Annotated in this window: 15 protein-coding genes, 1 tRNA gene and 1 other annotated feature; of the genes, 15 read left to right on the plus strand and 1 reads right to left on the minus strand. The window is 42.4% G+C overall.

Features of this window, described 5'->3' with window-relative positions:
* The first annotated feature begins 79 nt into the window (after positions 1–79).
* From DW025_RS08665 to DW025_RS08705, 8 genes are all read left to right on the plus strand, one after another.
* A complete protein-coding gene (locus DW025_RS08665) occupies positions 80–913 on the plus strand; it encodes an Rpn family recombination-promoting nuclease/putative transposase (protein WP_119999585.1) in 834 nt (277 codons plus the stop codon).
* Positions 914–1,124: 211 nt separating this feature from the next.
* The gene (locus DW025_RS08670) at positions 1,125–2,501 is read left to right on the plus strand and encodes an MATE family efflux transporter (protein ID WP_119999587.1); all 1,377 of its coding nucleotides are present in this window, start codon (positions 1,125–1,127) and stop codon (positions 2,499–2,501) included.
* Between the two features lie 15 nt (positions 2,502–2,516).
* Positions 2,517–3,827: a GNAT family N-acetyltransferase gene (locus DW025_RS15180; RefSeq protein ID WP_243104953.1), complete on the plus strand. Its 1,311-nt coding sequence runs from the start codon at positions 2,517–2,519 to the stop codon at positions 3,825–3,827.
* 74 nt (positions 3,828–3,901) lie between these two features.
* Positions 3,902–4,190 (plus strand) — a binding site (T-box leader).
* A 101-nt stretch (positions 4,191–4,291) separates the two neighbouring features.
* The gene (ilvB, locus tag DW025_RS08685) at positions 4,292–6,016 is read left to right on the plus strand and encodes a biosynthetic-type acetolactate synthase large subunit (RefSeq protein ID WP_022216433.1); all 1,725 of its coding nucleotides are present in this window, start codon (positions 4,292–4,294) and stop codon (positions 6,014–6,016) included.
* Positions 6,017–6,097: 81 nt separating this feature from the next.
* Complete coding sequence (gene ilvN / locus DW025_RS08690; protein WP_022058961.1) at positions 6,098–6,604, plus strand: acetolactate synthase small subunit; 507 nt, start codon at positions 6,098–6,100, stop codon at positions 6,602–6,604.
* An 81-nt stretch (positions 6,605–6,685) separates the two neighbouring features.
* Entirely contained in the window at positions 6,686–7,132 is a 447-nt protein-coding gene (gene dtd / locus DW025_RS08695) for a D-aminoacyl-tRNA deacylase (RefSeq protein WP_118016541.1), read from the plus strand.
* Positions 7,133–7,298: 166 nt separating this feature from the next.
* Positions 7,299–7,961, plus strand: coding sequence for a DivIVA domain-containing protein (locus DW025_RS08700; RefSeq protein WP_117548939.1), 663 nt, complete (start codon positions 7,299–7,301; stop codon positions 7,959–7,961).
* A gap of 14 nt (positions 7,962–7,975) precedes the next feature.
* Positions 7,976–8,305 (plus strand): hypothetical protein, encoded by a 330-nt coding sequence (locus DW025_RS08705; protein ID WP_117548940.1) that lies wholly within the window; start codon positions 7,976–7,978, stop codon positions 8,303–8,305.
* A 108-nt stretch (positions 8,306–8,413) separates the two neighbouring features.
* Here DW025_RS08705 and DW025_RS08710 read toward each other — a convergent pair whose 3' ends face one another.
* Positions 8,414–9,442, minus strand: a complete 1,029-nt coding sequence (locus tag DW025_RS08710) for a 3-deoxy-7-phosphoheptulonate synthase (protein ID WP_022216437.1) — start codon at positions 9,440–9,442, stop codon at positions 8,414–8,416.
* A gap of 149 nt (positions 9,443–9,591) precedes the next feature.
* Here DW025_RS08710 and DW025_RS08715 point away from each other — a divergent pair, with 149 nt between their 5' ends.
* From DW025_RS08715 to DW025_RS08745, 7 genes are all read left to right on the plus strand, one after another.
* A complete protein-coding gene (locus DW025_RS08715) occupies positions 9,592–10,839 on the plus strand; it encodes a D-alanyl-D-alanine carboxypeptidase family protein (RefSeq protein ID WP_119999589.1) in 1,248 nt (415 codons plus the stop codon).
* A 10-nt stretch (positions 10,840–10,849) separates the two neighbouring features.
* Positions 10,850–11,704 carry a metallophosphoesterase gene (locus tag DW025_RS08720; RefSeq protein ID WP_242992604.1) on the plus strand — a complete coding sequence of 285 codons (855 nt, stop codon included), beginning with the start codon at positions 10,850–10,852 and terminating at the stop codon, positions 11,702–11,704.
* 126 nt (positions 11,705–11,830) lie between these two features.
* Complete coding sequence (locus tag DW025_RS08725) at positions 11,831–13,435, plus strand: L,D-transpeptidase family protein (RefSeq protein WP_165854772.1); 1,605 nt, start codon at positions 11,831–11,833, stop codon at positions 13,433–13,435.
* Between the two features lie 9 nt (positions 13,436–13,444).
* Positions 13,445–13,532 (plus strand) — tRNA-Ser (locus DW025_RS08730).
* A 68-nt stretch (positions 13,533–13,600) separates the two neighbouring features.
* Entirely contained in the window at positions 13,601–14,416 is an 816-nt protein-coding gene (locus DW025_RS08735; RefSeq protein WP_242849647.1) for a purine-nucleoside phosphorylase, read from the plus strand.
* A gap of 15 nt (positions 14,417–14,431) precedes the next feature.
* Positions 14,432–14,914: a ribonuclease HI gene (rnhA, locus tag DW025_RS08740; protein ID WP_022216442.1), complete on the plus strand. Its 483-nt coding sequence runs from the start codon at positions 14,432–14,434 to the stop codon at positions 14,912–14,914.
* Positions 14,915–14,931: 17 nt separating this feature from the next.
* Positions 14,932–17,358, plus strand: a complete 2,427-nt coding sequence (locus DW025_RS08745; protein ID WP_117548945.1) for a homocysteine S-methyltransferase family protein — start codon at positions 14,932–14,934, stop codon at positions 17,356–17,358.
* Positions 17,359–17,411 lie beyond the last annotated feature (53 nt).

A 17,411-nucleotide genomic window follows, 5' to 3' on the forward strand; every position in this document is an offset into this window, starting at 1 on the left:
AAAGTTATAATCTAAACAAGATTTTTATATGAAGGACTGACATTGCGCTTGGAGAGGCACATACAGGAGGACATATAAAATGACGATATTTAAAGATAAGACTATAACGGACAATTTTATTTTTGGCGCTGTAATGCAGAATCCGAAATTGTGTAAAGCACTGCTGGAATGCATTTTAAACATAAAAATACGGGAGATAAAATATCCAGAGCTTGAAAAGACGATAAGCAAAGGCGTAGGCTCAAAAAGTGTTCGACTTGATGTGTATATTGAAGATGAATTAGACACAATATACAACATTGAGATGCAGACAACAAATAAGAAAAATCTTCCTAAAAGGATGAGATATTATCAAGGTATAATAGATATCAATATCATCGACAAGGGCGAAGATTATAACAAGTTAAAGAAGAGTTATGTAATATTTATATGTGATTATGATGAATTTGGCATGGGTCGTCATATCTATACTTTTGAGAATACGTGCATTCAGGAACCTGCACTTAAGCTTAATGATGATACTGTAAAAATTATACTTAATACAAAAGGCACTATGGATGATGTGAGCGATGAAGTAAAAGAGCTTCTCCACTATATTGGTGGAGATAAACCATCAAGCACTCTAACAAAATTGCTTGATGAAGAGGTTAATAATGTTAAAAGCAATAAGAAATGGAGGCGCGAATTTATGACATTGTTGATGAGAGATAACGAAAATAAGCTGTTGGGCAAATATATGCATCTGATTGATCAGGTAAAGAAGCTAGATGTAAAAGATGCCGAGATTGCTGCTAAAATACTGGGAATCAAAGAACAGCAAATATATGAGATAAAAGATTACATAGCAGAACATCCTGAGATGGACGAGGATGATCTTGCTGAACATATAGCATATTGGCTTGATCTGGACTGATAATTTGTAGATAAATGTATGTAAAGCAAAGTGCATGAATCGGTTTTTCATGCACTTTATTTTGTTATATCACACCACAGGTGTAATGCAGAATAAAGCATGCGTTGATATAATTGAATATGCTGTCATGTTATGATTATTGCGACAATAGAGCTTGGAGTTTATAGAAATACATATCCATAAGAAACAATACAGAAAGAGGAAATCTATCGTGAAAAATACAATAATACAGACTAATAAAAAATACCTTCCGGGACTGTTAAATATTGCGGTTCCGATCATGCTGAGCAATCTGATATCACAGCTTCAGATGCTTATAGACAGAATATTCTTAGGACATGTAAACAGCATGTACATGAGCGCACTCGGCAATGTGACTTCGCCGATGTGGACAACCATGTCGTTCTGTTTTTCCATAGTGACAGGAGCGTCCATACTTATAAGCCAGAGTGTTGGTGCAGGAGATAATGAACATATAGAGGAATACTCCGGTGCCATGGTGAAATACAACAATATCATACCGATACTGTTATTTTTCTTCTGGACATTCTGCGCTGAATTTGTATTTAGACTCATGGGTGTGTCAGATGGCCTGATGCCGATGTGTCTTGATTATTCCAGGTATTATGCGCCTGTATTTCTGATAACAGGACTTGGCGGTGCTTTCAGTGTAATACTTCAGACGTCTAATTATACAAAGCCGCTTGTCATATATGGAATATTAAGATCTGGTGTAAATATATTCCTTGACTGGGTTATGATATTTGGAAGATTCGGGCTTCCGGCCATGGGGATAAAGGGTGCAGCCATAGCGACTACAATAGCGGAGTACTCTGGACTTATATTCGCAGTGATATTCGTGGTATCAAGCAAGAAGCTTAACACTAAACCATCAATGAAATGGGTGTTAAAGGCACATATAAAGCCGTATCTTTTGTCTGCGAAGCTTGGTGTCAACACAGCTCTTGAGGATTTTGCGTGGAACCTCGGTAATCTGCTGCTTATAAGGATTCTCAACGCCATAAATGAGATGGCTGCCGGAATTTATTCCATCATATTCAGTGTCGAGGTTCTGGCGGTTGTCATCATTGGAGCGATAGGAAATGGTACAATGACACTAACCGGTGAGGCAAAAGGAAACAATGATCTGGGTAAATACAAGGGAGTATGTGTCTGTGCGTATGGCTTGTGCATAGTAGTTGGAATCATTACACTCGGTGTCTGTTTTGCGTTTCCGCAGCAGATCATATCACTTTTCACCAACGACAAGAGTATAATTGCATCGTGTGGGATATATCTGATCTTTATCAGTATCAATCTGTTCGCAAAATCAGCAAACATAGTTGTTGGCAATGCGATCAGGGGCAGCGGCAACACGATATGGATGCTCATAACACAGCTGTTTGGCACGGTGTGGGTGGTTTCTGTGGCACTTTTGTTCGTGTTCGTCCTTAAGCTTGGAATCGCAGGCGTTTTCCTTGCAGTCATAGTGGACGAGATCGTGAGAGCATTTATCAATCTTGGTAAATATCTGAGGATAGTGAAGAACTGGGAAAGCACAGACTGGGGGAAAGAAAGTCTTATATGAAAGGGGATATATGATTTGATTTTAGAAACTAAGAGATTGATATTACGTCACTGGCAGGAGAGTGACGTAGATATATTATTTGAATATGCAAGTGACCCTGATGTGGGACCTATAGCTGGCTGGCCTGTGCATGAGAGCAGGGAGTACAGCCTTGATATGATACGGAATGTATTTAATGGGCCGGAGTGTTATGCTGTGTGTCTGAAGGACAGCGGTCTGGTTGTCGGTGCCATCGAATTACTGTTAAATGGAAGGACAGATATGACAGACCGCGATGACGAATGTGAACTTGGATACTGGATAGGAAAGCCTCACTGGGGCAACGAATACGCACCGGAGGCGGCTGGGAGGCTTATAGAACATGGATTCCTTGATCTGGGCATGAGAACGATATGGTGCGGTTACTACGATGGCAATTCCAAGTCACGCATAGTACAGGAAAAGCTCGGATTTGTGTTTCATCATACCTGTGATGAAGTGGATGTGCCTCTTTTGAATGAAGTCCGGATAGGACATACGAATATTCTGACGAGAAAACATTGGCTGTCTGGAAAGATGAAGAATGCACTGTATGATCAGCTGGCCAGGGATTACTGCTGTGATGCGGCCGATATATATTCCAGTGACAATATATTTTCTGAATACAGACAGATAGCAGGGCAGAGGCAGTTCAAAGGACAGGAAAAGTGCCCGCTCAAAATAGCTGTGGTAAATGGCAAGCTGTTATTTACCGGTCGTAGAGAGATTGTAGATGAATGCAGAAAACGCTATGAGAATACATCTGGCAAATGGTTCATGGATATAGAGAAATTTCGTGAGCTTGACAGTATTCTTTCCAGATACGGATGTAAATTGAAATCTGCCCACCCATTTTACCTTCCGACGGAACTGAGCGAACAGGCAGTGAGAAAAGATATTACAGATAAACTGATTGATTCGAAGTTTAAAGAAGATTTTAACCTTGTCAGGTATACTGGGGATGAAATCCTGCAATTTAAAGGAGATGACAGATGGGATGAAGCTTTCTGTTTTGATGATAACACACCTGATGTGCTGGCTGTGGCTGCTGTATCAGATGGTGAGATTATTGGTATGGCTGGCGCAAGCGCTGACAGTGACAACTTCTGGCAGATTGGTATAAATGTTGTTCAAGAAGCTGAGGGAAGACATGTGGGCACATCGCTGGTATCTGAACTGACCAAGGATATACTCAGATGTGGCAAAATTCCATATTATGGAACTGGCATGTCCCATATAGTCTCCCAGAGAGTTGCCGCTGCGGCAGGTTATGATGTGTTCTGGTTTGAACTGCTGGCGGGCAAGTAAAAGAATCGTTGACACATCTTCATGTTAATGATAAAATAATCACATCTAAGGGTCGTAAAACGACCGGGAAATAGTCAAATGCTATGACGAGGAGGAGTACATGCATCCCCCAGATCAACAGAGAGAAGACGATGGTGAGAGTCTTCATCAGGAATGTGTGGAAGGTAGCCTTCGAGCAGTGGATTGAAAGATTGCAGCATACATATTTGTCGGCTGTTGTCGAGTAGGTTTCAACGGTTTTCCCCGTTACAGGAATAAGATATTAATAATGATTACAGTGATAATTTATTATAGTATCTGATGAGTGCAGACATTTGTCTGAATTTAGGTGGTACCACGGATATGAACATATTCGCCCTAAGCGTAAAACAGTTGCGCTTAGGGCTTTTTCTATGCATGGGGTGCATATATACATCCCGAGGCGTAAGTTTAGATTATCATGAACTTTACAGGAGGTATAAGATATGGAGATCAATGGAGCAAAGATGTTTGTAAAAGCGTTGCAGGAAGAGGGGGTAGACACTCTGTTCGCATACCCTGGTGGAACGGCGATAGACCTGTTTGATGCGTTGTATGATGCAGAAGGTATCGATATGATACTTCCAAGACACGAGCAGGCGCTTGTCCACGCAGCAGATGGATATGCACGTTCAACAGGAAGAGTTGGAGTGTGTCTGGTAACAAGTGGTCCGGGTGCGACAAACCTTGTAACGGGAATTGCCACAGCCAACTACGACAGCGTGCCACTGGTATGTTTTACAGGACAGGTTCCAATGAATCTTATTGGAAATGATGCTTTTCAGGAGGTTGATATAGTTGGAATCACAAGAAGCATATGTAAGTATGCAGTCACAGTAAGAAAGAGAGAAGATCTTGCAAGGATCATTAAAAATGCTTTTTACATAGCAAGAACCGGAAAGCCAGGTCCTGTAGTTGTTGATATTCCTAAGGATATACAGCTTGCCATGGGAAGTGACGAGTATCCTACAGAAGTAAATATCAGAGGTTACAAGCCTTCAGAGGGTGTACATGTTGGACAGATCAAGCGAGCCCTTGCGGAGCTTAAGAATGCAAAGAAGCCTGTGTTCCTCTGCGGCGGCGGAGTCAATATCGCACATGCGAGAAAAGAAATGCAGGAGCTTGCAGAGAAGACCGGTATACCTGTAGTTACTACAATTATGGGTAAGGGTGCTATACCTACTGACCATCCACTCTATGTCGGTAACATCGGTATGCATGGTAACATGGCATCCAACAAGGCTATCATGGAGAGCGATGTTCTTTTCTCCATCGGATGTAGATTCAATGACCGAATAACAGGTACTATAGATACATTTGCCAAGAATGCCAAGATCATACATGTTGATATAGATGCAGCGTCCATATCAAGAAATATAAAGGTAGATATACCTATTGTTGCTGATGCCAAGGTTGCCATATCCAAGATGCTTGAATATGCAGAACCTCTTGATATCAAAGGCTGGGTGGATGACATTATGAATGTCAAGGCTGAGTATCCTATCAACATGAACAGATATGATGGTGTGACCCCTGAGGCTATCATCAGAACCATAAACGATATGTACAGCAATCTCATCGTTACAACTGATGTTGGACAGAATCAGCTCTGGACAACGCAGTACATTGATATAGACGAGAACAAACAGCTCTTAACTTCTGGAGGCCTTGGAACCATGGGTTATGGATTTCCTGCTGCCATAGGCGCAAAGCTTGGCAACATGGATAAAGATGTTATCTGTATATCCGGAGACGGCGGAGTCCAGATGAACATTCAGGAGATGGCTACAGCTGTTGCGCTTGAGCTTCCTGTTACCCTCTGTATACTGAACAACGGCTATCTCGGCAATGTACGCCAGTGGCAGGAGCTGTTCTTCAATAAGAGATACAGCAGTACATGTCTCAGATACAGAAGAAGATGTAACAGAGACTGTCAGAATCCGGATAAATGCTGTCCAAAGTATTCTCCTGACTTTGTAAAACTGGCAGAGAGCTATGATGCAAAGGGCATCAGAGTTACAAAGCCTGAGGAAATCAGGCCGGCATTTGAGGCTGCCAGGGCAAATACAAACGGACCTACAGTTATAGAATTCTTCATCGATCCTACGGCCAACGTATTTCCTATGGTTCCGGGTGGAAAGTCACTGAATGACATGATACTTGACTGCTGATATTGATAAATTGACTTTATATTGGTAATAGAATGTACATATATATATTTGTATATTATCCAGATGAAAGGGGTATATAGAATGAGCGTAAAGAAGAGATGGATATGCCTGTTCGTAGAGAATGAGGTAGGTGTACTTGCAAGAATTTCAGGTTTGTTTTCAAGCAAATCATACAATATAGATACTATAACCGTTGGAGTAACCGAGGATGAGACAATATCCAGAATGACCATCGGTTTCACCAGTGATGACAGGACATTTGAGCAGGTGAAAAAACAGCTCAACAGAAGTGTGGAGGTTATCAAGGTAGTTGACTACACTGATATAGCCATTCACAACAACGAGATTTTATTTGTCAAGGTCAACAGCTGTTCAAATGAGGATAAAGATGAAGTATTCAGAATTGCGAATGCATTTGGATACAAGATAACTGACTACAATAAGAAATCTGTGCTTGTAGAGTGCGTTCAGACTGATGCAAAGAATGACAATGCCATAAAACTGTTCAAGGAGAGTTTCCCTAACAGGATAGAAGTTGTAAGAGGCGGCAGTGTTGCAGTTGAAGCGATAAGCATGTCGGACAGATAGTATGACCAGAAAATAACTGTCACAATGATATTTTTGAAAAAATAGTCTGTAAAAAGATTATGAAAGGATCCGTAAAATAAAATGAAATTTGTAATACAGCGTGTCAATCACGCATCAGTCGAGGTAGATGGAAATGTGATAGGCAGCATCCAAAAAGGTCTTCTGGTGTTTGTCGGAGTATACGATTCGGATACCAGAGAGAGCGCTGACAAGATGATAAACAAACTTGTGAAGATGAGGATATTTGCCGATGAGAACGGCAAGACGAATCTTGATATAAACAGTGTAAAAGGACAGCTCCTGATCGTATCTCAGTTCACTCTGTGTGCAGACTGCCGAAAGGGCAACAGACCATCATTTACTGGTGCAGGAGCACCTGATATGGCCAATGAGATGTATGAGTATATAATTGAAAGATGCCGTGAGTTTGTGCCTGTGGTTGAACATGGAGAATTTGGCGCAGATATGAAAGTAGATCTGTCCAATGATGGGCCATTTACCATATTACTTGACAGTAATGAATTGTAATATATCCATGATTTGCCGAAAAAATTGTAATATATTGGGAAAATTTTATAAAATCCAACAATATTGTTGAAAAAATGAATATTTGTTAATATAATTACAAGTGGAGTTTCTATATGCAAAGGATAATATTATAGAGAGAACTAATACTGAAAAGGAGAACTATACAATGACAAAGGATCAGATTGAATCTAAAACCTTTAAAAAAGGACTTTTTGGATATAATAAGGATGAGGTTAACAGCTTCCTGCGCTCAGTTGCAGAAGATTATGCAGAACTTGAGACAAAGTATGCAGCTCTTGAGTCAGAGAACGAAGTGTCAAAGAAGAACCTTATGGAGAACAGCGTAAAGATTTATGAGCTTGAGAAGCAGCTCGAGCAGGCTGCTCCTGGTTCCAAGAAGGAAGCCAACGCAGCAAATGCTGAGGCTAACAAGATAATAAACGACGCTAAGAAGAAGGCTAACGAGGTTATCGCAAATGCAAAGGCTGAGCTTGCCAAGCTCAAGGAAGAGATGGAGACACTCAAGAGCGGATCAAGTGCAAAGGTTGCTGAGGCTGCAGATAAGGTTGAAGCTGCAGTTGAGGCGGATCCTATAACAAAGCTTAAGATGAAGTCGCAGGGCGGAGATGCACCTCAGAAGCTTAAGATGACACCAAAGGCTGCTCCAGAGGCAGAGCCAAAGCCGGCAGCATTCACAGGTAAGAGTGCTCAGGCTGCTCAGGAGGAAGAGGAAGAAGAGCTTATCATCGGAGAAGTTGAAGAGGGCGTTAAGCGTAATCAGGTACTTATCGGCGATGGCGATGAGGATGCAGATTTCGAGTTCTTATAAGATTGGGTGTTTATATGACGTATAAAGAATGCGTGGAGTGTATTGACGGCGTTCTCAGTTCTTTGGAATTGGCGGATATTGGTGATTGTTGTCTTCAGTTCAATGTTATCGGCAATGATAGTGGGGTGTTCTACATAGATATAAGGGATCATGTTGCCAGATTAACAGAGGATTCGGACAGGGAGTATAAGGTTAAATATGTATTTACAGTTCCAGTTCTTTCGAGACTTTTGAGAAGAGTTGTCGATCCGATGTATGCGTATACTACAAGTAAATATAAGATGATGGGAGATGTGTCTTTGGGAAGATGCATACTCGTCAAACTCTGCGAGGCTTCGGCCTGACAGATAAATAAAGAAAACCGGTGGTATCATGATAGATCCGCCGGTTTTTTTTGTTGTATAAGCACAGCACGTGTAATTGTATAAGCGCGTAGGCTTAAAATGTATTTTTTACAGAAGATCAGCAACTTCTTTGAGAAGTCTCTCTGTCTTATCCCATCCAAGACAAGGATCTGTGATAGACTTACCATAGCATCCACCATCTACTGGCTGGTTGCCATCCTCAATATAACTCTCAACCATAACACCCTTTACAAGATTCTTGATCTCAGAATCGTAATTCCTGCTGTGGATTATCTCTTTGACAATTCTTGGCTGTTCAATAAATTTCTTGCCAGAATTATTGTGGTTGGCATCAACTATACATGCATGATTTACGAGGTTGAACTTCTTGTATGTGTCAGCAAGGAGCCTGAGATCCTCATAGTGATAATTGGATATAGACTGTCCATGCTTATTCAGTGCACCTCTCAATATACAATGTGTCAAAGGATTTCCGTCTGTATGTGCCTCCCATCCAGAATAGAGGAATGTGTGGTGATGCTGTCCTGCTATACAGGAATTCATCATAACGTTGTAGTCACCACTTGTAGGATTCTTCATACCTACAGGAACATCCATTCCACTTGCGGTAAGTCTGTGCTGCTGATCCTCAACAGAACGTGCGCCTATGGCAACGTAAGAGAGGATATCATCTACATACTGCCAGTTTTCTGAATAAAGCATCTCATCAGCAGCGGTGAGTCCTGTCTCCCTGATAGCTCTTATATGCATTTTTCTGATGGCGTAAAGGCCCTCGAGCATGTCTGATGCCTTTGTAGGATCAGGCTGATGGAGCATTCCTTTGTAACCATCACCAGTAGTTCTTGGCTTGTTAGTATATATACGTGGAATGACCAGTATCTTATCCTTAACTTCATCTGCAACCTTTGCAAGACGATTCTGATAATCGCAAACAGCATCCTCATTATCTGCTGAACAAGGTCCGATGATAAATATAAATCGGTCATCATCGCCTACGAAAATTTTTCTGATCTCTTCATCTCTTCTGGCTTTGATGGCTTTCAACTCGCTTGAAAGAGGGTATAGTTCCTTGATCTCATCGCCAGTTGGTACTCGTTTAACTAATTTCATACTCATGAAACATGTCCTCCTTTTTTCTAGCCATTGATTATATCAGAAAAACTTTACAAAATAAAGAAAATAATACTATATTGGTGGGATAAAAAGTCATATTGCCGGATAAATGCATAATATAATATATAAACAGAAACTGAAAGAGGAGTTGTATGCAGCATTTTCCGGATAGAAAAAAGATGGGCAGGAAGAAAAATATCAGAAGATTATCTGTTATAACGGTACTCATCTTTATCATATTTGCAAACACAATGAGTACGAATCTTATGGTATATGCAGAGGAACAGACAGAGACTCAGGCGGCAGACCAGACAGAAGTTCTGGAGGTGGAATCTCCAAGCTGTATACTCGTTGAGGCATCCACAGGTCAGGTGTTATTTGAGAAAAACTGTGATGAAGCCATGGCTCCGGCTTCGGTTACAAAGGTTATGACGCTTCTTCTGGCTTTTGAGGCGATAGAGGCCGGACAAATGACTCTTGATGATATTGTAACTGTGAGTGAACATGCTGCGTCCATGGGCGGATCGCAATGCTTCTTTGAGGCAGGAGAAGAACAGACTGTTGAAGATATGATAAAGTGTATTATAATTGCATCCGGAAACGATGCGGCTGTTGCCATGGCGGAAAAGGTTGCCGGAAGCGAAGAAGCGTTTGTGAAAAAGATGAATGAGAGGGCTGCTGAGCTGGGGATGACAAATGCAAGTTTCAAAAATGCATGTGGCCTGGATGCGGATGGACATAAAATGTCAGCACGGGATATCTCCATAATGTCCAGAGAACTCATAACAAAATATCCTGCCATCTTTGATTATTCAGGCATATGGATGGATTCGATCATACATAAAACACGAAGAGGCGAGAGTCAGTTTGATCTCGTCAACACAAATAAATTTTTGAATATGTATACAGGAGCAACCGGCCTTAAGACAGGTTTCACAAATACCGCAAAATATTGCATGTCGGCGACTGCTGAGAGGGACGGCATACAGCTTATTGCTGTCATCATGGGAGCTGATACAAAGGATATCAGAAACAAAGACGCCTGCAGGCTGCTTGATTATGGATATTCGATGTGCCAGAAATATACAGATCTGAATATTCTTCAGGAAAAAGAGATTTCCATAGACAATGGCACCGAAAGTTGTGTTACAATTAAGACCGACTCACAATTCACCGGGATCCTGCTTGCGGGAGAACACGCGGAGGATGTGAAGAAGAAACTGGAGATGAGAGATCCTCTGACTGCCCCGGTTGACAGTGGTGAAGAGCTTGGAAAGATGAGCTATTATATTGGCGAGAGGTGCATCGGTTCAGTGCCGATATATGCGGCGGAGAAGGTTGATTCCATGAGTATGAAGTACGCTTTCGTTAAAGTGCTCAAGTTACAATTTACATATTGAGGTTAAATACATGAAGATTTTTTTAGTTGTAGTTATCGTACTATGCATTATAACGCTTGTTAATGTTTTGATAGAGAGTTACCGCGAAAACAGAAGAATCTCGTTTTCAAATTATCAACTGCATGACAGGAGAATAAGAAAAAAAGCCCGGATAGTCATGATATCAGATCTCCACAATGCGGAATTTGGAAAGGACAACGAGAAGCTTATAAGCTGTATAGAAAAGATCAATCCGGATTTCATACTGGTGGCGGGGGATATAATAGTCGGGAAGCCGGGACTTACAGTAGATATAGGTATACATTTCCTGAATGAACTTGGCAAGCGTTTTCCTGTGTATATGGGAAAAGGAAATCATGAGATGCGCGCATCCATATATGAAAAATATGGTGATATGTGGAACAGGTTATATGAAGGAACAAAAGATAACATCACCTGGCTTATAAATGAAAGTGTTCATCTTGATGAATACAATGTCACGATATACGGACTTGACATGAAGACGGAATATTACAGAAGATTCAAAAAGCTCGATATGGATGAAGAGTATCTGCTGAATGAACTTCCACCGATAAGCAGATCCGATTACAATATACTTATAGGACATGATCCCGATTATTTTGAAGAATATTCCAGATGGGGCGCTGATCTTACTGTATCCGGCCATGTACATGGCGGACTTGTGATCCTGCCATTTCTCGGAGGCGTGATATCGCCTATGATCAGACTGTTTCCGAAATACTATAAGGGGTTATATTCCTGCGATGGACATAATATGATAGTCAGTGCAGGACTCGGACTTCACACTATCCGAATCAGAGTTAATAACGAACCGGATCTGGTGACCATCAATTTGTCCAGATAACAGTGCGTTAGCCTATTATATTTAAACATAATTAAGAGTTGAATTATAGCAATATAGCATATAATATTATGTATGTTGGACATAAGTTCGCATGGAATTATGTGCGAAGGGGAAGAGCGTGATTTTATGAACAATAACACAGATGATAACAATATAGATAAAGATAATGTGAACACTGATGCCACTGAAGAGACAGTTGCTGAAGAGACAATATTCGGAGGGACAGAGACCGAACCGGAGACTGCGGCATCGGATGCAGCCATTCCCGATGGAGCAGGGATACCGATATTCCCAGATAATGAAGCTTCTGATGAAGCGGACGAACCGGATGACAAGCCTGCAAAAAAGACTCACAGAGCTTTGAAGATCACAGCGGCTATATGTGGAGCGGTGGTCGTATGTACATATATAGTTATATCGATATGGTTCATGTTCCATTACAACTACAAGACATACATCAATGATATAGACTATTCGTTTTACTCACTTGATGATGTCGATGCATACATAGAGAGTTACATACAGGATTATTCCCTCGCACTCAAGCTCAGGGGCGGTGAGGAACATGTCATAAAACCAGAAGATATATCGCTTGATATAAAGCCGAATATAACAGCCAAGAAGATCATAAGCGAACAGAATGGTTTTCTCTGGCCTTATTACATGCTAAAGAGAAAAGATTATGACCTTTACTATTCAGCGTCGTATGACAAGGATGCTCTCGAGAAGCTTTTGAAGAGCTATGACAGCCTTGACGAGTCCAAGATGGAGAAACCGGAAGACGCCTATGTTACGATCAAGGATGGAGAATCAACAATTATTCCTGAATCTGAAGGAAATTATCTTGATTTTGACAGATTATGCTGTATAATAGATGAGGCTATTGTTAAAGGTGAATCCGTGCTTGATGTATCGGAAAGTGACGCATACGAGAGTCCTGAACTCACAGCCGACAGTGAAGAGATAGTAAATGAGCAGAAGGAACTTGCAAAGATCCTTGAGATGACCATTACATATGAGATAGATCAGGTGTCATGGAAGCTTACCAGCAAGGAATATGGCGACTGGATCAGCAACGTAAAAGGAAAATGGAAATTCTCAGAAGACAAGGTGCGTGAGTATGTCGAGAATATCGCAAGCAGATACGATACATACGGTGTGCCGAGGAATTTCAGAACTCATAATGGTGATGTCATCACTCTGGCGAATACCTGGTATGGCTGGATGATCGATGTGGACGGTGAGACAGAAGAGCTCATGAAGCTTCTTGAAGCCGGAGAGTCTACAACACATACACCGCCGTTTGACTGCTACGCTGCAGTTTATCACGATGGCGGCGATGATATCGGTGATTCATATATCGAATGTGATTTTGGCCAGCAGCATGTATATGCATATGTAGACGGCAATCTTGTGTGGGATTCCGACTGCGTAACCGGAAGCCTTGCAAACAATGGCAAATACAGAACACCTGAAGGTGTATATACGATCCTGTATAAGAAGACACCTGCTGTGCTTATCGGCGATGACTATGAGACTCCTGTAACATACTGGATGCCATTCATAGGCGAGCTGGGAATCGGATTCCATGATGCATCGTGGAGAAGTTCATTCGGCGGTGATATATACAAGAACAGCGGATCCCATGGATGTGTAAATCTTCCTGTATCCGCGGCAGAACAGTTGTTTAATATAGTATATGACGGAATGCCTGTCATCTGCTATTATTAAAGTGTAATTGGAGACGTACCCAAGAGGTTGAAGGGTCCGCACTCGAAATGCGGTAGGTCGGGCAACCGGCGCGAGGGTTCAAATCCCTCCGTCTCCGTTATAATTTATATAGATCCTGGTCAGGAATAATATCCTGACCTTGTTTTGTATTATGGGGGTGATGATTTGGTAACATACGATCAGTTGACGGAGGCTGCCTCGTATTTGAGACATGCGATAGGAGATGTTCCTGATATAGCCTTTATCCTGGGCAGTGGTCTGGGACATATGGCGGACGTTATTGAGAACCCTGTGTATGTGGATTACGGAGATATTCCACATTTTCCTGTATCTACAGTAGCAGGACACAGAGGCCGCTTCGTATACGGATGTATCCACGGGAAAAAGGTCCTTATCATGCAGGGACGGGTCCATTATTATGAAGGATACGATATGAGCCAGGTTGTCATGCCTGTCCGTGTCATAGGGCTGCTTGGTGTAGATAAACTTCTGCTCACAAATGCTGCAGGCGGAATATCTGAGAAGCTTGAGCCGGGCGATATCATGATGATAAGTGATCACATTTCAACATTTGTACCATCGCCACTCATTTGCAGTTACTACAATAAATTGGGTGTGAGATTTCCCGATATGACACATGTCTACGATGTGGAGCTGAATAGCTATATCAGAGAAGCATTTGCTGAAAATGATATTGATTTCAGGTCGGGTGTATATATTCAGGTCACCGGTCCTCAGTATGAGACTCCTGCAGAGATAAGAATGTTTGCGGGAATGGGGGCAGATGCAGTTGGAATGAGCACTGTATGTGAAGCCATAGCTGCAAGACATATGGGAATGCGTGTCGCAGGTCTTTCCTCAATATGCAACAAAGCTGCAGGCCTCGGCGGAGAGCTTTCGCACGAGGAGATCATTGCGGCGGGCGATGAAGCGTCAGGAAGACTTGTTCGTATCATAGACTCATTTATACAGAAAATATAATTATGGAGATCATATATGGATGTAATATTGTACACTGATGGATCTGCCAGAGGCAATCCAAATGGACCTGGTGGATATGGCGCTGTTCTTCAGTTTATCGATGCAAAGGGACAGCTTCATGAGAGAGAATACAGCCAGGGATATATAAAGACAACAAACAATAGAATGGAGCTTATGGCGGCGATAGTCGGGCTTGAGGCTCTTATAAAGCCATGTAATGTGAAATTGTATTCAGATTCACAGTATCTGTGCAACGCATTTAACCAGCACTGGATAGAGGGCTGGATCAAAAAAGGATGGAAGCGCGGCAAGAATGAACCGGTCAAAAACCGGGATTTGTGGGAACGTCTGCTTGCAGCAAAAGCACCACACAACGTGGAATTCCTGTGGGTCAAGGGTCATGCCGGCAACCCTGGAAATGAGAGATGTGACATGCTTGCAACAGCAGCCGCAGACGGCGATGGAAAAATAACTGATGAAGGCCTGGATCAGGCCTGAGTACGAGGAGATAAGACATGAAAAAGACAGATTTCAGAAAACTGTTTGATGATAAGATACTTATACTTGATGGAGCCACAGGAACAAATCTTATGAATGCAGGCATGCCTCTTGGCGTGTGCCCCGAGAAATGGATACTTGAACATCCACAGATAATGTTTGACCTCCAGGTTGCATATCTGAACGCCGGCACAGATATTCTGTATGCTCCAACCTTTACATGTAACAGGATAAAACTCAACGAGTATGGGCTTGCCGATGACCTTGAGGACATGAACAGAAGACTTGTAAAATTGTCTAAGGAAGCGGTCAAGGCTGCAGGCCATGGCCTTGTGGCGGGCGATATCACCATGACCGGCGAGATGCTCTATCCTATGGGAAAACTGAAGTTTGAAGAGCTGGTCGACGTGTATAAGGAACAGATAAAGGTCATAGACGAGAGTGGTTGTGACCTGCTTGTGGTCGAGACCATGATGAGCCTCGCTGAGACCAGAGCTGCGGTTATTGCGGCAAATGAAGTGTCAGATCTCCCTATAATCGCCAGCCTTACATTCAACGAGGATGGACGTACCCTGTATGGAACCGATCCTGTGACAGCAGTAAATGTTCTTCAGAATCTTGGAGTGGCAGCTATAGGTGTAAACTGTTCCACAGGCCCTGATAAGATGGTCGAGCTTGTTAGACAGATGAAGAGCATCGCATTTATCCCTGTATTTGCAAAGCCGAACGCCGGAATGCCGGAGCTTGTAAATGATAAAAGCGTATATCGGATGACCCCTGAGGAATTTGCTGAAGATATGAAGATGATAATCGAGGCCGGGGCCGGAATGGTTGGTGGCTGTTGCGGTACAAGACCTGAACACATAAAGGCTCTTGCTGATATGGCTTCCAAGATGCCTGTTCCTGAGATAAGTTCAGAGCATGTCAGATGTATATCATCTGAGCGTTCATCTCTCATAATAGATCTGGATGCTCCGTTTAAGGTTGTTGGAGAGAGAATCAACCCGACTGGAAAGAAGAAGCTTCAGGCTGAGCTCAGGGAGGGATCTCTTGAGCTTGTCATGAATATGGCCGAAGAGCAGGTAGATAAAGGCGCTTCAATACTTGATATCAATGTCGGTATGAATGGTATCGATGAGAGAGATATGATGCTTAAGGTAGTATATCAGGTATCGCAGGCTGTAAACCTTCCGTTATGCCTTGATTCCAGCTCACCAGAGGTACTTGAAGCGGCACTTCGTATCTATCCGGGACGTGCGCTTGTCAATTCAGTATCCCTTGAGAAGGTGAAGATGGAAGAGATACTGCCTCTTGTAAAGAAGTACGGAGCTATGTTTATTCTTCTTCCTCTGTCGGATAAGGGGCTTCCGGAGAGTCCACAGGAGAAGGAGGACATAATCAACACGGTGCTTGGCACTGCGTATGAGATGGGATTTACGAAGAATGATGTGGTTGTGGACGGACTTGTTGCAACGGTCGGTGCCCAGAAGGACGCTGCCATCAACTGCCTGAAAACCATAAACTACTGTTATAACAACGGACTTGCAACCATCTGTGGTCTGTCCAACATTTCATTTGGACTCCCTGAGAGAATGTTTGTAAATACAGCATTCCTCACCATGGCTATTTCTCGTGGACTTACGATGGCTATAGCAAATCCTTCCCAGACCATGCTTATGAATGCTGCATTTGCTTCTGATATGCTGCTTTTCAAGGAGGAGAGCGATGTTCGTTATATTGAGAATGTCAAACCTCTTGAGCTTGCCTCACCGGGAGCGGGTGCATCCGGCGGCAAAGCAGGATCTGATCTGGAAGGAAAAAGTCAGATTTATATAGATGTCCTCAAGGGAAATAAGAGAACCATACTTGACGATGTACATGCTGTGCTTGACAGCGGAGCTGATCCCCAGTCCATCATAGATAACGATCTGATAGGTGCGATAAATGAGGTGGGCAGGCTGTTCGAGAAGAAAAAATATTTCCTGCCACAGCTCATATCAAGTGCTGAGACCATGGAGATGGCGATAGGTGTTATAAGTCCACTTGTTCTGAAGGACAAGGACAGCTCTGATATGCCTACCATAGTCGTGGCGACAGTTGAGGGCGATATACATGATATAGGTAAGAACCTCGTGGTTCTTATGCTCAGAAACTATGGATTTAATGTTATAGATCTCGGCAAGGATGTTCCTTGTGATGTGATAATACAAGCGGCAAAGGATAATAACGCCAGCATAATCGGACTGTCAGCCCTCATGACAACCACCATGGTCAAGATGAAGGATGTTGTTGAAGCTGTGAAGGAGAATGGCCTGGACAGTAAAGTTGTTATAGGCGGTGCAGTTATAACCGAGAGCTACGCCGAGGAGATCGGTGCGGATGGATATTCCGAGGATGCGGCAAACTGCGTGGTTGTAGTCAAGAATCTTCTGGGCATAGAGTAAATATTTGGAAAAATCCGGATATCTCACTATAAGTTTTGGGGTATTTGTAAATA

Source organism: Coprococcus sp. AF38-1 (genome assembly GCF_003603945.1).
In the GTDB taxonomy this organism is placed as follows: domain Bacteria; phylum Bacillota; class Clostridia; order Lachnospirales; family Lachnospiraceae; genus Coprococcus; species Coprococcus aceti.